We start from the raw sequence: 18580 nt of genomic DNA, 5'->3' as shown, positions 1-18580 counted from the left end.
CAAACAAAAACCCCGCCGGCGCATGGCCGACGGGGTTCGATCTGTATCGGAGGTAGTCGGGTTACCAGATTTTGATGCGCTCTTCCGGCGGCAGGTAGAGATCGTCTTCCGGCGATACATTGAATGCATCGTACCACGCATCGAGATGGCGCACCGCATTGTTGAGGCGGAATTCACCCGGCGGGTGGTTGGCGGTCATCACGCGATTGCGCAGGCTTTCCTCGCGCTCCATGCCGCGCCAGATCTGCGCGAAGCCGAGGAAGAAGCGCTGGTCGCCGGTCAGCCCGTCGATCATCGGTGCTTCCTCGCCATTGAGCGAAAGGCGGTAGGCGCGGTAGGCCATCTGCAGGCCGACCACGTCGCCCAGCGTTTCGCCCATGGACTGGTTGCCGCGCAGGCAGACGGGTCCTTCCGCGCTATCGACCGGGCAGTAGGCTTCGATGAAGCCGGCCATGCGCTTCGTGTAGTCCTCGAAGCCTTCGCGGTCGGAATCCTGCCACCAGTTGCGCAGGGTTCCGGTAGCATCGAACTGGCTGCCCTGGTCGTCATAGCCGTGGCCGATTTCGTGACCGATTACGGCACCGATCCCGCCATAGTTCACTGCCTCGTCCGCCTGTGCGTTGAAGAACGGCGGCTGAAGGATCGCGGCGGGGAAGACGATGCGATTGGTGAGCGGCGAGTAATAGGCATTCACCGTCTGCGGGAACATGCCCCATTCGGTCGGATCGACCTTGGTGCCGAGCCGCGAGCGAGCGTCCTCGGTTTCCCATACCCGCGCATTCATCAGATTGCCGAGCGGGTCGGTCGGGTCGATCTCGAGACCGTCATAGGTTTCGAACTCGGCGGGGTAGCCGATCATCGGCACGAAGCCTTCCAGCTTGGTGCGCGCTTCGGCGATCGTTTCCGGCGTCATCCACTCGTTCGCATCGAGCGCCAGGCTCATGGAGCGGGACAGGTTCGCGACCAGCTCGTCCATGCGCGCCTTGCTCTCGGGCGGGAAGTACCGCGCGACGTAAAGGGCACCGAGCTGCTCGCCCAAAGCGCCTTCGGCCGCGTTGATGGCGCGCTTCCAACGTTCCTGCTGCTGCTCCTGACCGTTGATGGTCTTGCCGTAAAAAGCGAAGTTCGCATCGTCCAGCTCGCTCGAAAGCACCGATGCGTTACGCTCTAGGAAGCGCGTGGCCATATAGGCCTTGAGCGTTGCGAGGGGCGTTTCGCTCAACAGCTTCATCATCGCAGGCAGGCCGCCGCCGATCATGTCGAGCTGTTCCTGCGTCAGTTCCAGTTCCTCGATTTCCTCCGCAGTCGGCGGAAGCTGGCGTGCAAGATAGCGTTCCTGACCACCGAGCTGCGACGCTTCGAGCAGGGCTGCGATCGGGAAATCCCCGGCCATTGCCGTGAGGTCGTCGGGCGTCAGCTCGTTATAGGTGAGCTTGGGCATTCGCAGTACCTGGCGGGCCCATTCAAGTTCGGCGACCTTGCGCTCGAACGCGTAGACTGCCTTGGCAGCCGATGCTGGATCGGCATAGCCGGCCGCGCCCAGCATGGTCGCGAGATAGTCCATATAGGCCTCGCGGACCTTCAGGTTGCTCTCGGAATCGACGAGGTAATAGTCGCGGTCGGGAAGGCCCATGCCGTCGAACCCGATGCCGACGGCATGGTCGGTCGGATTGCGTGCGTCGATCGTGACGCCGGCGGTGACAAGGCCGGGATAGCGCGGGTCGCCGAACAGCGAGACCAGCGAGGCAAGGTCCTCTGCCGCGAAGATGGTGTCGAGATAGGGACGCGCAGGCGCCAGCCCGCTCGCGTCGATGGCCTCGACATCGAGATAGGCGTTGTAAGCATCGACGATACGGCGGGCCGCAGTGCCGGGCTCCGGGTTGGACGCGACGAGGTCGTTCACCAGCGTCTGCACGTCGTGGATCGCGCCTTCACGCAGCATGTCGAACGCGCCGAAACGCTGGCGATCGGCAGGGATCTCGTTCTCGGCAATCCACTTGCCGTTAACGTAGGCGTTGAAATCGTCGCCCGGATCGACGCTGTCGTCGATCAGGTCGGTGCCGACACCCCAGGTGCCGAAGTCCATAGTCGGGCTGGCCGTTTCTTCAGCCGCTGCAGGCGCGCCGAGAATCAGGGCGATGGCAGATGCCCCTGCGGCAAGGAAGTTCTTGGTCATGTGCGAAGTCTCCGAAGGAAATCTCTTTTGCGCGCCCCCCGCGCGAGGATTCGATGTCGGCTAGCTAGCGAAACCAGGCAAGAAGGTGTCGCCGCTCGTCGGCTCAGTCATCGGTTTGGTCGAAGAATCGCGCCGTTCAGGCGCTTTCGAGGCCGAACTGGAGCGAGGCGAGCCGTGCATAGAGCCCGCCGTTATCGGACAGCTGCGCATGGGTGCCTTGTTCGGCAATGCGCCCGTCCTCCATAACGACGATCCGGTCTGCCGCGCGCACGGTGGCGAGACGGTGCGCGATTACCAGCGTGGTGCGGTTCTCCATCAGGCGTTCGAGCGCATCCTGCACCAGGCGCTCGCTTTCCGCATCGAGCGCACTGGTCGCCTCATCCAGCAAAAGGATTGGTGCATCGCGCAGCAGGGCGCGGGCAATCGCGATACGCTGCCGCTGGCCGCCCGAAAGCTGGGTTCCGTTCTCACCCAGATAGGTATCGAGACCATCGGGGAGCTTTTCGAGGAATTCGGTCGCATTCGCGGCTCGCGCAGCGGCCCAGATATCCTCTTCGCTCGCATCCCAATTGCCATAGCGTAAATTGTCGCGGGCGCTGGCGGAAAACAGGACACCTTCCTGCGGGACGAACGCGATCCGCTTCCGGATTGCGGCGGGATCGGCGCTGGTCAGCGGGATGCCGTCTAGCCTGACCGTGCCTGCCTGCGGGTCGTAGAAACGCTCGGCCAGCTGGAAGATCGTCGACTTGCCGGCACCCGATGGGCCGACGATGGCGACCGTTTCGCCCGGCTCAACCTCAAGGCTGAAGTCGGTGATGGCGGGCGCTTCGAGCCGTGTCGGATAGCGGAAGGTGACGTTGCGGAAGGACAGGCTGCCGCGCGCGGGTTCGGGCAGCGCTTCCGGACGCGCGGGTGCTGCGATGCCCGGCTTTTCGGCCAGCAGTTCGCTGAGGCGCTGGGCGGCACCGGCTGCACGCAGCAGGTCGCCGACCACTTCGGCCAGCGCGCCGACGCTTCCGCCCACGATCATGCCGGCAAAGACGAAGGCCATGATGGTGCCGCCGGTCAGTTCCCCCGCCTCGACCAGCACGGCCCCGCGCCACAGCAGCAGCACGATGGAGCCGAAAATCAGGGTGATGGCGGTGGCGGTCATCAGGGCGCGCAGCAACACGCGCTTGCGGGCCGTCTCGAACGTCCGCTCGACCGCATCGGCGAAACGGCCGCCTTCGCGATCCTGCTGGCCGAATGCCTGCACGACCTTCATCGCGGACAGCACTTCGGTGACCATTGCGCCGACATCGGCAATGCGATCCTGGCTCGACCGGCTGATATTGCGCAGGCGTGCGCCGAAAATCGCGATCGGCAGTATGACCACCGGGATGCCGATGAAGATGTACACGGCAAGCTGCGGTGCCAGCCAGAACAAATAGCCTGCCGCGGCCACAGCCATGATGGCGTTGCGCAGTGCCATGGAAATGGTGGTGCCCACCACCTGTTCGATGACCGCGGTGTCGGAGGTCATCCGGCTGGAGATTTCCTTGGGGCTGTTCTCTTCGAAGAAGGAGGGGGACAGCCGCAGAAGGTTTTCATGTACTTTGCGCCGGATGTCGGCGACCACGCGTTCGCCAAGCCAGCTGACGAAATAGAACCGCAGGGCCGTAAAGATGCCCAGTGTCGCCACGAGGGCAAGCAGGTATCGGAACCAGCGGCCGATATCGCCGGTGCCGTCGCCGCCGAAACCGCGGTCGATAATCAGCTTGAGTGCGCTCGGCAGGGCAAGCGAGGTGATGAGAGCCGTCGCGAGCAGCGCGATCGAGGCCAGCGTCAGCTGGAGCGGATAGGCCTTGGCGGACTGCCAGACCATGGCCAGCGCGCCCAGCGAGCGGGTTTCCCCGTCCTTGCGGCGGCGCCTGAATATGCCGCGTTTCGGCGTGGCCTCAGCTTCTGCAATTTCGCCCGTCTTGTCCATTCGCTCCACCTAGGCAGCGCGCGCGGCAAAATCCACAGGGGAGGCGCGTTTCGGGCACTTTTACCCCATTTGTGCATTGCACAACGACGAATCACTCGTCAGACTGCCGGTTTGAAACAAGGGCCCGCAGCGAGACCATAACAGCGCGGGCAGCAGGGGACGCGAATGCTTTATCACGCCTATGAACTCCAGCGCAGCTGGTTATCCAGCGCCAGCGCATGGGCCTCCATCGGGGCGGAAATGCTGTCCAATCCCGCCCTGCCGCAGAATTACATGGGCGGTTACATGGGGTTGGGCCCGATGGCCGCCAGCGCGCTGGAAGTCTTCGCCCATGCCACCGCGACCTATGGCAAGCCTGCCTGGGGTATCGAAAGCGTCGAGGCGGGCGGCAGGCACTGGCCGGTCGTCGAGTCGACCGTGGTCAACAAGCCGTTCGGGGACCTCAAGCGCTTCCGCCGTGAAGGCCTTGCCGAAGATGCGCCGCGCCTCCTGGTCGTCGCCCCGATGAGCGGGCACTACGCCACGCTGCTGCGCGGAACGGTCGAGCGGATGCTCGAAAACTATACCGTCTTCGTCACCGACTGGGCCGATGCACGCAACGTGCCCTTGCACGAAGGTCATTTCGACCTCGACGATTACATGGACTACGTGATCGAGTTCCTCGAATACATCGGTCCCGGCGCCCATGCCATGGCCGTGTGCCAGCCGTCCGTGCCGGTCTTTGCGGCCACCGCGATCATGAATCGCGATGGACACGAATGCGTTCCGAAAACGCTAACCATGATGGGCGGTCCGATCGACACGCGCTGTTCGCCGACCAGCGTAAACGACCTCGCGATGGAACGCCCGATCGAGTGGTTCCAGCACAATGTCATCGCAACCGTCCCGATGCAGTATCGCGGCGGCGGCCGGCGCGTATATCCCGGCTTCATGCAGCTCGCCGGCTTCATGAGCATGAACCTCGGCAATCACATGATGAGCCACTACGAGATGTTCAAACACCTCACCGTTGGCGATGACGCCAGCGCGCAGGCGACCAAGGATTTCTACGACGAATATCGCAGCGTGTGCGACATGACCGCCGAGTTCTATCTCCAGACGGTGGAAGAGGTCTTCCAGACGCACGCCATCCCGAACGGCACCTTCATGCACCGCGGCAAGCGTATCGACCTCGGCGATATCACCGGGACCGCTCTCCTCGCCATCGAGGGCGAGCGCGACGATATCTCGGGCCTCGGCCAGACCCGCGCCGCGCTGGAGCTGACGCCCAATCTCGATGCCTCGAAAAAGCGCTACTACATGGCCGAAGGCGCGGGCCATTACGGCATCTTCAACGGCAGCAAATGGCGCGGCAAGATCGCGCCAGTGGTCGAGGAATTCATCGCCGCGCATGGGTGAGGCGGGGATGAGCGCCGATCAGGCCATCCCGCAGCCGGTGCGGGACGAAATTGAAACGCGGCTAGCGGATATCGAGACGAAGGAGGGCATCCGCTATCTACTCGCGATCGAATCCGGATCGCGGGCTTGGGGCTTTCCTTCTCCTGACAGCGATTTCGATGTCCGCTTCGTATATGTGCGTCAACGCGATGACTATCTGTCACTCAAGCAACCGCGCGATGTGATCGAACAGCCTATCGTCGACGATATCGACCTCAACGGGTGGGATATCCGCAAGGCTCTCGGCCTCATGCTCAAGCAAAATGCGGTGCTCTCGGAATGGATCGAAAGTTCAATTCGTTACCGACCCCAGGATCCCATGATTGCGGACCTCGCCGCGCTGGGTGACCGGTATTTCGACCCGCAGGGGTATGCCCGCCACTATGCCAGCTTGGGGCGGAGCACCGTGAAGCGCTGGCTGGAGTCCGAGCAAGGCGTCACGGTCAAGAAATACTTCTACGCGCTGCGCCCTGCATTGTCGGTGAGAGCGCTTCGCATGTGCTCGCAGGCGCGCCCCCCGATGCGGTTGCAGGACCTGATGGCAGTCACAGGCCTGCCTCGCACTTTGTCGGAGGAAATCGAGGAGATGGTCGCAATCAAGGCTGAAACGCGAGAGGCAGGAAGCGCGAAGCCCCGACCGGCGATCGATGCTTTCATCGCTGACGAACTCGACCGGGTTGAGGAGGTGGCTTCACGGCCGGCAAGCGAAGAGTTCGCGGACGAGGCGAACGCGTTCTTCCTGAAGCTGGTGGGCGCCGGCACCTGAGCCCAACTGCCGGGATTTTCCGAATCGTGCTAGGATGCCCCCAAGCGAGTGCCAGTGTCGCGGCTGCAAGAGGGGATGACCCATGCTGACCATTACCAAGACTGCTGCCGACCGGATCGATATCGTTCTGGACGGCAAGGTCGATGCGGACATCATGCGCAAGGCGCTCGATGATCTGATCGAGAAGTCCGAAGGCATGACCCGGGGCAAGATGTTCTACCGGATCACCAATTTCGAACTGCCTACTCTGGGCGCGATCGGCGTCGAGTTCAGCCGTCTGCCCAAGCTCTTCAGAATGCTCGGCGCGTTCGCCAAATGCGCGGTGCTGACGGATTCGGACTGGCTGGAGAAAGCTGCGGAACTGGAAGGCGCGCTGATCCCGGGCATGGATATCAAGAGCTTCGACTACGACGCTGTGGACGTCGCGGAGGCGTGGCTGGATCTCTAGGCAAGCCGTTCCGCATGCCACTTCACATGCGCGGCCATAAAGGTCGAGATGAAGTAGTAGGAGTGGTCATACCCCTCCTGCATGCGGATTTCCGGACTCATGCCCGCCTTGGCGCAGGCCATGGTAAGCGCGCCGGTTTTCAGCTGTTCTTCGAGGAACTGGTCGGCAGTGCCCTGGTCGACGAGGATATGGTCGTGGCGTGCGCCGTCCTCGATCAGGGCCACCGCGTCATAGGCGCGCCATGCTTCGCGGTCTTCGCCCAGATAGCGCGACAGCGCTTTTTCACCCCATGGCACGCGCGAAGGCGCGACGATCGGCGAAAAGGCGCTGATCGAACGGAAGCGCTGCGGATCGCGCAGCCCGATGGTCAGCGCGCCGTGCCCCCCCATCGAGTGGCCCGTGATCGACTGGCGCGAGAGGTCGACGGGAAATTCGCCCGCGACGACGGAGGGCAGCTCTATCTCGATATAGCTGCGCATGCGGAAATGCTCGCTCCAGGGATCCTGCGTCGCATCGACATAGAAACCCGCACCCTTGCCGAAGTCGTATTCGTCCGCCGCGTCGGGCACGTTCTCGCCACGCGGGCTGGTGTCCGGGGCGACGAAGATCACGCCATGCTCTGCGCAGGCGCGGCGGTATTCGCCCTTCTCGGTGACATTGGCATGCGTGCAGGTGAGGCCCGACAGATACCACAGGACCGGCAGCTTCGCGCCCGCTTCATGCGGCGGGACATAGATCGAGAACGTCATTTCGGTGCCGGTCGCCTGCGACTGGTGCGAACAGACGAACTGGTCCCCGCCGTAGGCCTTGTTCTGCGAAAGGTAATCGAGCTTCATGCGGTCTCCTGAACCGGGATTTCTGCGACGACGGGCGCATGACCCCAATGTTCCAGCAGCTGCAAGATATGCGCGCCGGAAAGCCCGATTGTCGCGGTATTGCGAAGCGGGTGGACATTTACCCGCTCCGCGCGCGCCAGGCCCGCTTCGAGGACGCAGGTCACGCTGCCCGGCAATGCATGGATCATGGCTAGCGGCGTCACTGACCCGGGCGCAATGCCGATAAGGCGCTGCATATCTTCCGGCTTGCCGAAGCTCACCCGCTTGCAGCCGATGGCTTCGGGCAGGGCCTTCAGGTTCACCCGCGCTTCTGCCGGGACGGTGACCAGCCAGAAGGCGCCCTTGGCATCCTTGAGGAAGAGGTTCTTCGTATGCTCGCCGGGAAGGCTGGCCTTGATGTCGCGGCTTTCCTCGACGGTGAAGACGGCCTCGTGCTCGTGATGCGAAAAAGGGATCGCGAGCGCGTCGATGTCGGCTCGCAATCCCTTTTCATCGATTGGCGTCAAGGCGTCAGCCCATGCGTTTCATGACACAGATCTTGTTGCCGGCCGGATCGCGCAGGTAGGCGAGATACATCGAGCCGATCTCGCTGGTGCGGATACCGGGCGGATCTTCGATGGCGGTGCCGCCATTGGCGACGCCTGCTGCGTGCCAGGCGTTACCCTGTTCCTCGCTTTCGACGGCAAAGCCGATAGTGCCGCCATTGGCGCAGGTGGCCGGCTGGCCGTCGATCGGCTTGGAGACGAGGAAGATGCCGCCATTGTGCATGTAGATAAGCCTGCCTTTGGGATCGACCATCCCTTCGCGTCCGCCGAGCGCCTTGAAGCAAGCGTCGTAGAACTTCTTGGCGGCGTCGATATCGTCGGCCCCCAGCATCACATGGCTAAACATTGGACTCTCTCCTTTAGGTTTCGATTCGCCACCTTAAGCGCGCCTGCGGCCTGCGCAAGCGATCAGATGTCGATGGCAAGCGTGGCGGTCTTCTGGTCGCCGGTGTTCGGCATGTCCTTGGGGTCGATCAGCAGGAGGCGGACCTCGCCATGGCGCGCGCAGGGGCGGTGTTCGACCCCGCGCGGGACGATGATCATTTCGCCTGCTTCCAGCACTTCGGTGCGATCTCGGAACTCCATGTCGAGCGTGCCGTCGAGGATAAGGAAAAGCTCGTCCGTGTCCTCGTGACAATGCCAGATGAACTCGCCCTCGACCTTCACGAGGCGGATCTCGTTCTCGTTGTACCGCCCGACGATGCGCGGCGCCCAGTGATCGGAAAACTGGGCGAACTTCTCGTCCAGGTTGACCTTGGACGGCATCAGTAGACCACGACCGCGCGAATGCTTTCGCCTGCGTGCATCAGGTCGAAGCCCTTGTTGATATCTTCCAGGCTCAGGCGGTGGGTGATCATCGGGTCGATCTCGATCTTGCCGTTCATGTACCAGTCGACGATCTTGGGCACGTCGGTGCGGCCCTTGGCCCCGCCGAATGCCGTACCGCGCCAGTTGCGGCCCGTGACGAGCTGGAAAGGGCGCGTCTCGATCGTCTTGCCCGCTTCGGCCACGCCGATAATGATGCTGGTGCCCCAGCCCTTGTGGCAGCATTCCAGCGCATCGCGCATGACCGCGGTGTTGCCGGTGCAATCGAAGCTGTAATCGGCCCCACCATCGAGCATGTTGACCAGTGTTTCGACGACATTGCCGACGTCCTTCGGATTGACGAAATCGGTCATGCCGAACTTGCGGCCCCACTCTTCCTTGGACGGGTTGATATCGACGCCGACGATACGGTCTGCCCCGGCCAGCTTCGCGCCCTGGATCACGTTGAGGCCGATCCCGCCGAGGCCGAAGACCACGACGTTGTCGCCCGGCTGGACCTTGGCGGTATTGGTCACCGCGCCGACACCGGTGGTCACGCCGCAGCCGACATAGCAGGTGGTGTCGAACGGCGCGTCCTCGCGGATTTTGGCGACCGCGATTTCGGGCAGCACGGTGAAGTTCGAGAAGGTCGAACACCCCATGTAATGGTAGATCGGCTTGCCGTTGTAGGAGAAGCGCGTCGTGCCGTCGGGCATCAGGCCCTTGCCCTGCGTTTCGCGGATGGCGCTGCACAGGTTCGTCTTGCCCGACAGGCACATCTTACACTGGCGGCATTCGGGCGTGTAGAGCGGGATCACGTGATCGCCTGCTGTCACGCTGGTCACACCTGCGCCGACTTCGCGCACCACGCCGCAGCCTTCGTGGCCGAGGACGGAAGGGAAAATACCCTCGCTGTCCAGCCCGTCGAGCGTATAGGCATCGGTGTGGCAGATGCCGGTCGCCATGATTTCGACCAGCACTTCGCCCGCCTTGGGGCCTTCGAGGTCGAGCTCGACGATCTCGAGCGGTTTCTTGGCTTCGAAGGCAACGGCGGCGCGGGTTTTCATGATGCGAATCTCCTCTATGATGCGACGGGTAGGGGCGCAACGCTGGCCTCGCAAGCCAAGTTGCTTGCGGTTCAGGCGCGGCGCGATAGGAGAGCGGCCATGAAGATCATTCTCCCCGTCATCGCCGCTGCGATGCTCACCGCACCCGTAATCGCACAGGACAGCGCGCCGGCGGACACGCCCGCTCCGGTCATCACCATGGAGCTGGTGGACCTGCCGATCGAACAGCAGTCGGCGCTGCGCTGCGGGGTTGCCGTAGCCATCGCGACCGAGGCTCAGCGCGCGGGCAATGCCGATGGCAAGGACTGGCCCGACCTGCTGGAGAACGAACGCGGCCGCGAATTCTTCGTGCGGACCATGGCCAAGCTGATGGACGACACCGGCATCGCGCGCGAAGGCATTGCCCTTCGCGGCAGGAAAGAGGCCGAAGAGCTGGCGCAGGACGGCCAGCTCGATGCAGTCATGCCCGCCTGCCTGCTGATGATGCAGGCTTCCGGCTTCTGAAGCCCGTTCAGCAAGCTTTCAGCGCCGATCCGGCATAGACGGGCTTCTACGGAACTACCGAAGGAAGTCCCATGCGTCGTCACCTGCTTGCCGCAGCCACCCTTGCCGCGTTTGCAGCACCCGTGCCCGCACTGGCGCAGGATGCCGAAGAGGCTGCCTTCGACGAGCGTGACGGCGCCGGGCTGACCGAAATGGCGGACTCTTTGTCCGACCCCGAGCGCCAGCGCGAGCTTGCCATGATGCTGCGCGCGATGAGCGAGGTCCTGCTCGACCTCCCGATTGCGCCTCTGACCGACGCCGTGGCCGAAATTGCGGGCGAGGAAGCGCCGCGTGTGGATCGGGATGCGACGTTGCGCTCCATCGCGCCCGAAGCGAGCCGCGTGCCGGAAGAGATCGAGAAGAACCTGCCGCGCGCCATGGAAGCCGCAGGCGCGCTTGCCGAAACGATGGAAGTCATGCTGCCGCAGCTGCGCGCCATGGCCGAACGCTTTTCGGACACGCTGCCGCAGCGCGACTGACTTCACAGGAAATTTTCGCCAAAATCGCGCCCGCCAGTGGACGCGTGAGCGCGCCTGCCGCATAGGCAGGGGCCATGTGGCAGCTCCACCAATTTCCCCTGTGCCCCTTCAGCCGCAAGCTGCGCCTGCTGATGGGCGAAAAGTCGGTTGCGTACGAACTCGTGCGCGAAAATCCGTGGGAAGGGCGGGACAGCCTGTGGCAGCTCAATCCGGCCGGGCGCACCCCGGTCCTGCATGACCCGGCGCGCAAGGTCACGCTGTGCGACAGCCAGGCGATCTGCGAGTTCTTCGAAGAGACGGTGGACCGCAATCCGATGATTTCGGGCAATGCCATGCAGCGCGCCGAAATCCGCCGCCTGACGCGCCTGTTCGACGAAAGCCTCTATGGCGATGTCACCGCGCCTGCCTTGCACGAAAAGATGAAGAAGCGCCTGATCCTGCGCCAGTCGCCCGACGGGCGGGTGCTGCGCGAGATGGGGCGGCTGCTCCACGGCCACCTCGATTATATCGATTGGCTGGTCGACACGCGCAGCTGGCTTGCCGGGCCCACGCTCAGCCTCGCCGACCTCGCCTGCGCGGCGCAGCTATCGGTGGTCGATTACCTCGGCGGGATCGAATGGAAAGGCCACGACCAGGCGCGCGACTGGTACATGGTCATGAAAAGCCGCCCGAGCTTCCGCCCGCTGCTGAGCGAAAAGATGGAAGGCCTGCCCCCGCCGCGGGAATATGCTGCGCTGGATTTGTGAGGCGATCAGCCTCGTTACAAATGCGACATCATCAGGACTGATGCAAATGCGAGCGGGCCGGCCCCTATCGCGAGCAGTTTTGAAATCGAAGTGTTCCTTGCGCGACGGACGATCGCGGCGATCCAGATTGCTGCGACTGCCACCAAATAGAAGCGACCCTCGAAGCGTTTTTCTTGCTCGCATTCGCGAATTAGCTCTGACGTATCGTAGCTTGCCCAGCAGTCGCCCATCACAATGATCAGAAACGGAAAAATTGCGAAGGTAACGCCGATCGCCATTGATAATTTGAATTGAAAGGCTCGTTCACGACGCTTCTTGTCGTCCATTCCACTCACCTCTGACAAACCGGGCAGAACCACGTGCTGCGACCGCCCTGCACGATGCGGCGGATGGTGCCGCCGTCCTCGTGGTGGCAGGGCTCGCCCTCGCGGCCGTAGACGTGGAAGCGGGTGGCGAAATAGCCGAGGTTTCCGTCGGGCTGGGCGAAATCGCGCAATGTGCTGCCGCCGTCGCGGATCGAACGCTCCAGCACGTCCTTGATCGCGGGGACGAGACGGCGAAGCTGCGGCATGGTCACCTTGCCACCGGCCTTTCGCGGATGGATCCCCGCATGCCACAGCGCCTCGCACACATAGATATTGCCGAGGCCCGCCACGATACTCTGGTCCAGTAGCAACAGCTTGATCGCCTGTTTGCGCCCGCGTGTCGCCTCGCGCAGGTGCTCGGGCGTTAGATCGTCGCCCAGCGGCTCCGGCCCCAGCGCGGCGAAGGGTTTCCACGTTACCAGTTCGCCGCTCGTCATCAGGTCGACCGAACCGAAGCGGCGCGGATCGTTGAGGGCGAAGCGGTGGCTCGCCGTCTCGATGACGAGGTGGTCGTGCTTGTCGTCTTCCTCCGGATCGATCCGCCAGCGCCCGCTCATGCCGAGGTGGAACACCATTGCATGATCGCGGCTGGTATGGACCAGCCCGTACTTCGCCCGGCGCGAGAGATGCGTCACGCTCGCGCCCGTGAGCGCCTGCACCAGATCGGGCGGGAAGGGGCGGCGCATATCCGGGCGATTGACCTGCACAAGCGTTATGGTCTCGCCTTCGAGGAACCGCGCAAGGCCGCGCACCGTTGTTTCGACTTCGGGAAGTTCGGGCATTTTCTTTCCGGCGATTGGAGACGTATCGATGTTTGCAGATGGCAGATCGCCGGATGCGGTGCCAGCCCTCTCCCCCACCCGGCCACCCAAACAGTATCGTGCCGTGGGTGGCCGGGTGGGGGAGAGGGCCGGAGCTGGGCGTAGCGACCGCAGGGAGCGGATAGACGCCATCAAAAACAACCCCTAAGGCACCTCGCCATGAACGACACAGTTTCCTTCGGCTACGAAGACATCGACGCAAACGAGAAAACCGGCCGCGTGGGCGAGGTGTTTTCCAACGTCGCCGCCAAGTACGACATCATGAACGACGCGATGAGCGGCGGGATGCACCGGCTGTGGAAGGACCGCTTCGTGCGCCGGGTCAAACCGCAGCCGGGCGAACAGATCCTCGACATGGCCGGCGGTACGGGCGACATCGCTTTCCGAATGGCCGCCAAGGGTGCCAGCGTCACCGTGTCGGACATCAATCAGGACATGCTCGACGTCGGCATCGAACGTGCGATGGATCGCGGGATCGACGGCCTTGTCTGGAGCCGCCAGAACGCCGAGGAGCTGGCTTTTTCGAGCCGCACTTTCGACGCTTACACGATCGTGTTCGGCATCCGGAACGTCACCTTCATCGACAAGGCCCTTCGCGAGGCGCACCGCGTGCTGAAGTACGGCGGGCGCTTCTATTGCATGGAGTTCAGCCAGACCGACTGGCCGGGCTTCAAGGAAGTCTACGACCTCTATTCGCACCAGCTCATGCCCAAGATCGGCAAGGCTATCGCCAATGACGAGGACAGCTATCGCTACCTCGCCGAATCGATCCGCCGCTTCCCCAAGCCGCCCGAATTCGAGGCGATGATCCGCAATGCGGGCTTCGAGAACACGCGGGTCGAAAAGATCCTCGGCGGCGCGGTCAACATCCATTCGGGGTGGAAGGTATAGGCGTGACACGCCCCGCAACGCATATCTGGCGACTTGGTCGTTGGGCGCGCATCCTGGCGCGGCATGGTGCCCTGCGCGGTATCCAGAACGACCCGAACACTCCGGCCCCCGTCAAGCGGCTTATCGGCCTCTTCAGCATCGGCACGATCAAGTCGCGTGAGCCAGATTACGCCGGAGCCTTTCGCGATATCGGCCCGGCGGCTATCAAGCTGGGACAGACGCTGGCGACACGGCCCGACCTCGTAGGCGAAGACGCAGCGCGCAACCTTCTCAAGCTGCAGGACGATCTGCCCCCAGTCGGTTTCGAGCATATCAGGCAGAGCATCGAGGCCAGTTTCGAACAGCCGCTGGAAGCGCTCTATTCCGAGTTCGATCCGGAACCGATCGGCGCAGCCTCGATCGCGCAGGTCCACCGTGCGGTTGCGACCGAAGGCCGTGAGGTCGCGGTAAAAGTTCTTCGGCCCGGAGTTCGAGAGCAGTTTGCTCGCGATATCGACACCTACGAATGGGCAGCGGCCCATGTCGAGGCGATGGGCGGAGAGGCCGCGCGGCTTCGTCCGCGGCTCGTCATCGCAAACTTCAAGCGCTGGACCGCTCGCGAGCTGGACCTGCGACGCGAAGCGGCCTCGGCATCGGAACTGGCCGAACACATGGTGGGTACGCCGGGGTACGAGATACCGGGCATCGACTGGGACCGCACGAATGGGCGTGTGATGACCATCGACTGGATCGACGGCATCAAGATCAGCAACACCGAAGCCCTGAAGGCTGCGGGCCACGATACCGCAGAATTGGCGAACCGCCTTGTTCTCGCCTTCCTGAAGCAGGCGATTGCCGCCGGTTTCTTCCATGCCGACATGCACCAGGGGAACCTGTTCGTGAAAGCGGACGGGACCATTGCCGCCATCGATTTCGGCATCATGGGTCGGATCGACCGGCAGGCACGCATGTGGCTGGCGGAAATCCTCTACGGCCTGACGACGGGCAATTACAAACGCGTCGCCGAAATCCATTTCGAGGCGCAATACGTGCCGAGCTATCACAATGTCGACGAGTTCGCGACGGCGCTGAGGGCAGTGGGCGAGCCCATGCGCGGGAAACCGGTGAGCGAGCTTTCGGTCGGCCAGATGCTCGACGGGCTCTTCGCCATTACCCGCGATTTCGACATGCAAACGCAGCCGCACCTGCTGCTGCTGCAAAAGACCATGGTCATGGTCGAAGGCATCGCCACTCAGCTCAACCCGCAGATCAACATGTGGGACACGTCCGCGCCCTATGTGCGCAGCTGGATCCGCGACGAACTTGGTCCGGAGGCCGCGATTGCGGACCGTATCCGGACCGATACCGAAACGCTGCTTCGCATACCCGATCTCGTGCGCCGGATCGAAGATCGCTTCCCGCCCAAGGGCGGCGCACCCGAACCGCCACCGCTACCGGATGTGGAACTGGTGTGGGAACGCCGTGCGCGAAAGCAGGAGCGACGCGGCGTGCTCGGCTACCTGCTCGTTGCAGCAGGAGCGGGCCTCGCGGGTTGGGCCGCAGCGACCCAGGGCTGGATCGGCTAGGTCACGCAGTCCGCCCGCGCCAGCGCAGCATGGCGAAGGTCAGCACGAAGACGTGCGCCGCTTCCACCAGCATCGGCATCCACCAGCCTTCGTAGGTCCCGACCGCGAAAAGGTTCACCAGCCGTCCGGTAAAGGCAGTCGCGAACAGCAGCAGTGCAGGCAGCAACACGTCGCCGCGGCGCTTCCACGCGCCCCAGGCCATGAAGAAGGCAGCAACCAGGAAGAAGGCGGTGAAATCGCCCCGCATGGCGGAAAGTCCCATGGCTCCGCTGGCGGTCAGGCCGAAGTCTGCTCCTGCAAGCGCAGGGTCGACGAAAAAGCTCACTCCGAGAACCAGATCGAGCAGAGCACCCAGCGCAATCAGCGCGGCAAGAACGAAATTCATAAGCGAAACCCCTCCGTTTCCTTTTTTTAAACCATAGGGTGGCAAGGGTATTTGGGCAATCGCGCGCGTTTTGCGTGCTGGCAATGACGGACAGGGGGCGCTAGCAAGCGCAACAATGACGCAATGGGAATGCACCAGCCGATCGGCGCGGACAGCGCCAGTGAAGAATTCGAGCGGGACCGCGAAGTGAGCGGCCCCAGGATCCTGCTCGTCATCGGCGGCGGTATCGCTGCCTACAAGTCGTGCGAACTCGTACGCCTCATCCGCAGGGCCGGGGGCGAGGTTACCTGCGTTCTCACCGAAGGCGGACAGCAGTTCGTCACGCCCATGGCGCTGGCGGCCCTCTCGGGCAAGAAAGTCTACACCTCGCTCTTCGACCTCAAGGACGAGGTCGAGATGGGGCATATCCAGCTGAGCCGCGATGCGGATCTGGTGGTCGTGTGCCCGGCGACGGCGGACCTGCTCGCCAAGATGGCGGCCGGTATCGCGGACGACCTGGCGACCACGCTGATCCTCGCCACGGACAAGCCGGTGCTGACGGTTCCGGCAATGAACGTGAAGATGTGGGAGCATTCCGCCACCCAGCGCAATGCCGACTGGCTGCGGCAGGCAGGCGTTAAGGTCATGGATCCCGACGAAGGCCCGATGGCCTGCGGCGAATTCGGCCCCGGGCGCCTTCCCGAGCCGGTAGCGATCCTGTCGAAGATCGCCGAAGAACTCGAAATCGATATCGATCTGCCCGAACTGGCAGCGCCGACCCCGCAGCTCGCAGCGCCGGTTAAAGAGGCGGACGTCGAAGACATCGAAGCCGAAGCGCCCGAAATCGAGGCGCTCGAACCGGAAGACGAGGAAGAGATTGTAAAGAGCGGCGGCGGCCTTGGCGGCTTGCTGTCGATGATCATCCCGCGCTCGACTGCGAAGCGCTCGCACGAAGAGATCGAGGAAGAGTACGAAGAGCTCGAGGACCTGCCCGAGCCGGAAATGCTCGATGCCGAGGCGCTGGTCGAGAACACCGAGATCGATCCCGATCTCGCAGGGCCGCTGCTGGCGAAGAAGGGCGCGGCCGCAGCCGCACCGCCGATCGATCCCGAAGCATTGAACCATACCGTTGCCCGCAAGGACGAACGCGCCAAGCCGCAACCGGTCGAAGAAGACGTGCAGACGCAGGAAGTCGCTTTCGAGGATTCCCCGCTCGCCGGGCAGCCCGAATTCGATCCCGATCCCGAACACCGCCCGCTTTACGGCAAGCACGTGCTGGTCACCGCCGGCCCGACGCGCGAGCCGATCGATCCGGTGCGCTATATCGCCAACCGTTCGAGCGGGAAGCAGGGCTTTGCGATCGCCGCAATGGCCGCTGCCGCCGGTGCCCGCGTGACGCTGATTTCCGGGCCGGTGCACCTGCCGACTCCGCATGGGGTCGACCGGATCGACGTCGAAACCGCCGATGACATGGCCGAGGAAGTGCGCAATGCGCTGCCCGCCGATGCTGCGTTTATGGTTGCTGCGGTGTCCGACTGGAAGAGCAAGCACGTCGCCGCCGACAAGATGAAGAAGCGGGGCAGCGCGCCGCCCGCGCTCATTCTTGCCGAAAACCCTGATATTCTTGCCGCAGTGGCTGCCGGCCGCAAGCGACCGCACCTCCTCATCGGCTTCGCTGCCGAGACGGAAAACGTGGTCGAAAACGCCAAGACCAAGCGCAAGCGCAAGGGCGCAGACTGGATCATCGCCAATGATGTTGCCGGTGCCGTCGGCGAAAGCGTGATGGGCGGCGACATCAACCAGGTCCATATCGTCACCCCCAAGGGTGTCGAAAGCCTGCCGGAAATGCCCAAGGAAGAAGTGGCGCGCGAATTGGTCCGCCGCGCTGCCGAAGCGCTGGTCGAACCGCAGGACGACGACGAACATGACTGATCCGGTCGGTGTGAGGCTGAAACGCCTGCCCCATGGCCACGGCCTCGATCTCCCCCGCTATGCCACCGATGGCGCAGCGGGCATGGATGTCCTTTCAGCCGAGGCCGTGAGCCTCAAGCCCGGGCAGCGCCATGCGGTCGCCACCGGCTTTGCGGTCGCCATTCCCGACGGGTACGAAATACAGGTCCGCCCGCGTTCGGGCCTTGCCTTCAAGCACGGAATCACGGTGCCGAACACGCCGGGCACGATCGACAGCGACTATCGCGGCGAGTTGAAGGTCCTGCTGATCAATCACGGCGAAGAGAGTTTTGCGATCGAACGCGGTGACCGGATCGCCCAGCTCGTGCTGGCGCCCGTCACGCAGGCTGCATGGCAAGAGGTCGACGAGCTCGACGAAACGACACGCGGCGAGGGCGGGTTCGGCTCGACCGGTGGCCACGCGAAACTCGCCTAGTCGAACAGCCCCACGGCCAGTTCGGCCCAGACCAAGAGGAAGAGCGTGATCATCGCGGCAATGGCCAGAAGCCGTGCACGTGCGTCCAGCCTTGCCCGCAAGGCCATTTCGATACCGATCCCGACCATGCCCAGCAATCCGCCCATGAGCGCGAAATCGCCCGGACCCCAGGCAACGTCGGCGGTGACGTTCATCGCGATGGCGGGAAGTACCAAGACCAGAGCCGCCAGGGTCCAGTAGATCGCGCGAATACGGCTCGCTGCCGGTGCGGCAAGTGCCCTCATGGTCTCAACTCCCTCATATCGCGACGTTTTATAGCACGATCACGTGCATCTCGGAAAGCGCAAGAAAAAAGGCGGCCCGTCGCCGAGC

The 18580-nt window shown here is 63.4% G+C and carries 21 protein-coding genes; 10 read left to right on the top strand and 11 right to left on the bottom strand.

Translation table 11 applies throughout. The features are described from left to right. Positions 1 to 61: 61 nt before the first annotated feature. Both CVE41_RS06035 and CVE41_RS06030 read right to left on the bottom strand, forming a co-directional pair. Positions 62 to 2176 carry a M13 family metallopeptidase gene (locus CVE41_RS06035; RefSeq protein WP_100259852.1) on the bottom strand — a complete coding sequence of 705 codons (2115 nt, stop codon included), beginning with the start codon at positions 2174 to 2176 and terminating at the stop codon, positions 62 to 64. A 136-nt stretch (positions 2177 to 2312) separates the two neighbouring features. After that, on the bottom strand, positions 2313 to 4145 hold the full coding sequence (locus CVE41_RS06030) for an ABC transporter transmembrane domain-containing protein (protein WP_100259851.1): 1833 nt from the start codon (positions 4143 to 4145) through the stop codon (positions 2313 to 2315). Positions 4146 to 4310: 165 nt separating this feature from the next. Between CVE41_RS06030 and CVE41_RS06025 the strand changes: the two genes are divergently transcribed. From CVE41_RS06025 to CVE41_RS06015, 3 genes are all read left to right on the top strand, one after another. Further along, complete coding sequence (locus CVE41_RS06025) at positions 4311 to 5543, top strand: polyhydroxyalkanoate depolymerase (RefSeq protein ID WP_100259850.1); 1233 nt, start codon at positions 4311 to 4313, stop codon at positions 5541 to 5543. A gap of 7 nt (positions 5544 to 5550) precedes the next feature. Further along, positions 5551 to 6348 (top strand): nucleotidyltransferase domain-containing protein, encoded by a 798-nt coding sequence (locus CVE41_RS06020; RefSeq protein WP_157799423.1) that lies wholly within the window; start codon positions 5551 to 5553, stop codon positions 6346 to 6348. A gap of 82 nt (positions 6349 to 6430) precedes the next feature. Next, a complete protein-coding gene (locus CVE41_RS06015) occupies positions 6431 to 6796 on the top strand; it encodes a SpoIIAA family protein (RefSeq protein ID WP_100259848.1) in 366 nt (121 codons plus the stop codon). Here CVE41_RS06015 and fghA read toward each other — a convergent pair. The 5 genes from fghA to CVE41_RS05990 all read right to left on the bottom strand — a co-directional run bounded on the left by fghA (position 6793) and on the right by CVE41_RS05990 (position 10048). Next, the gene (fghA, locus tag CVE41_RS06010; RefSeq protein WP_100259847.1) at positions 6793 to 7632 is read right to left on the bottom strand and encodes an S-formylglutathione hydrolase; all 840 of its coding nucleotides are present in this window, start codon (positions 7630 to 7632) and stop codon (positions 6793 to 6795) included. The two genes, CVE41_RS06015 and fghA, sit on opposite strands and share 4 nt — an antisense overlap. Beyond that, entirely contained in the window at positions 7629 to 8138 is a 510-nt protein-coding gene (locus CVE41_RS06005; RefSeq protein ID WP_100259846.1) for a prolyl-tRNA synthetase associated domain-containing protein, read from the bottom strand. Before CVE41_RS06005 ends, fghA begins: the two co-directional genes overlap by 4 nt. Before the next feature lie 4 nt (positions 8139 to 8142). After that, the gene (locus tag CVE41_RS06000; RefSeq protein WP_100259845.1) at positions 8143 to 8523 is read right to left on the bottom strand and encodes a VOC family protein; all 381 of its coding nucleotides are present in this window, start codon (positions 8521 to 8523) and stop codon (positions 8143 to 8145) included. Between the two features lie 62 nt (positions 8524 to 8585). Continuing rightward, positions 8586 to 8942, bottom strand: coding sequence for a cupin domain-containing protein (locus CVE41_RS05995; RefSeq protein WP_100259844.1), 357 nt, complete (start codon positions 8940 to 8942; stop codon positions 8586 to 8588). Next, a complete protein-coding gene (locus CVE41_RS05990) occupies positions 8942 to 10048 on the bottom strand; it encodes an S-(hydroxymethyl)glutathione dehydrogenase/class III alcohol dehydrogenase (RefSeq protein ID WP_100259843.1) in 1107 nt (368 codons plus the stop codon). Before CVE41_RS05990 ends, CVE41_RS05995 begins: the two co-directional genes overlap by 1 nt. 99 nt (positions 10049 to 10147) lie before the next feature. Here CVE41_RS05990 and CVE41_RS05985 point away from each other — a divergent pair, with 99 nt between their 5' ends. The 3 genes from CVE41_RS05985 (at position 10148) to CVE41_RS05975 (ending at position 11816) form a co-directional block, all read left to right on the top strand. Further along, complete coding sequence (locus CVE41_RS05985; protein WP_100259842.1) at positions 10148 to 10552, top strand: hypothetical protein; 405 nt, start codon at positions 10148 to 10150, stop codon at positions 10550 to 10552. 71 nt (positions 10553 to 10623) lie between these two features. Further along, on the top strand, positions 10624 to 11070 hold the full coding sequence (locus CVE41_RS05980) for a hypothetical protein (RefSeq protein ID WP_100259841.1): 447 nt from the start codon (positions 10624 to 10626) through the stop codon (positions 11068 to 11070). Positions 11071 to 11144: 74 nt separating this feature from the next. After that, positions 11145 to 11816, top strand: a complete 672-nt coding sequence (locus tag CVE41_RS05975) for a glutathione S-transferase family protein (protein WP_090476564.1) — start codon at positions 11145 to 11147, stop codon at positions 11814 to 11816. 14 nt (positions 11817 to 11830) lie between these two features. On the opposite strand, the gene CVE41_RS05970 is transcribed toward CVE41_RS05975, so the two are convergent. Continuing rightward, complete coding sequence (locus tag CVE41_RS05970; RefSeq protein ID WP_157799422.1) at positions 11831 to 12142, bottom strand: hypothetical protein; 312 nt, start codon at positions 12140 to 12142, stop codon at positions 11831 to 11833. Positions 12143 to 12147: 5 nt separating this feature from the next. Beyond that, a complete protein-coding gene (mutM, locus tag CVE41_RS05965; protein WP_100259839.1) occupies positions 12148 to 12963 on the bottom strand; it encodes a bifunctional DNA-formamidopyrimidine glycosylase/DNA-(apurinic or apyrimidinic site) lyase in 816 nt (271 codons plus the stop codon). Positions 12964 to 13161: 198 nt separating this feature from the next. Between mutM and CVE41_RS05960 the strand changes: the two genes are divergently transcribed. Further along, on the top strand, positions 13162 to 13893 hold the full coding sequence (locus CVE41_RS05960; RefSeq protein ID WP_100259838.1) for a class I SAM-dependent methyltransferase: 732 nt from the start codon (positions 13162 to 13164) through the stop codon (positions 13891 to 13893). A 2-nt stretch (positions 13894 to 13895) separates the two neighbouring features. Next, positions 13896 to 15458, top strand: a complete 1563-nt coding sequence (gene ubiB, locus CVE41_RS05955; protein ID WP_100259837.1) for a 2-polyprenylphenol 6-hydroxylase — start codon at positions 13896 to 13898, stop codon at positions 15456 to 15458. 1 nt (position 15459) lies between these two features. Here the strand turns inward: ubiB and CVE41_RS05950 are convergent, their stop codons facing one another. Then, positions 15460 to 15843, bottom strand: coding sequence for a hypothetical protein (locus CVE41_RS05950; protein WP_100259836.1), 384 nt, complete (start codon positions 15841 to 15843; stop codon positions 15460 to 15462). A 129-nt stretch (positions 15844 to 15972) separates the two neighbouring features. Between CVE41_RS05950 and CVE41_RS05945 the strand changes: the two genes are divergently transcribed. Both CVE41_RS05945 and dut read left to right on the top strand, forming a co-directional pair. After that, a complete protein-coding gene (locus CVE41_RS05945) occupies positions 15973 to 17754 on the top strand; it encodes a bifunctional phosphopantothenoylcysteine decarboxylase/phosphopantothenate synthase (protein ID WP_232725845.1) in 1782 nt (593 codons plus the stop codon). Then, entirely contained in the window at positions 17747 to 18208 is a 462-nt protein-coding gene (gene dut, locus CVE41_RS05940; RefSeq protein WP_100259834.1) for a dUTP diphosphatase, read from the top strand. The genes CVE41_RS05945 and dut overlap by 8 nt, the downstream gene beginning before the upstream one ends. Here the strand turns inward: dut and CVE41_RS05935 are convergent. Further along, complete coding sequence (locus tag CVE41_RS05935) at positions 18205 to 18492, bottom strand: hypothetical protein (protein ID WP_100259833.1); 288 nt, start codon at positions 18490 to 18492, stop codon at positions 18205 to 18207. The two genes, dut and CVE41_RS05935, sit on opposite strands and share 4 nt — an antisense overlap. Positions 18493 to 18580: the final 88 nt, after the last annotated feature.

The sequence above is a fragment of the Qipengyuania seohaensis genome (genome assembly GCF_002795865.1).
Lineage (GTDB): Bacteria > Pseudomonadota > Alphaproteobacteria > Sphingomonadales > Sphingomonadaceae > Qipengyuania > Qipengyuania seohaensis.
This window is presented reverse-complemented; position numbering and strand designations above follow the sequence as displayed.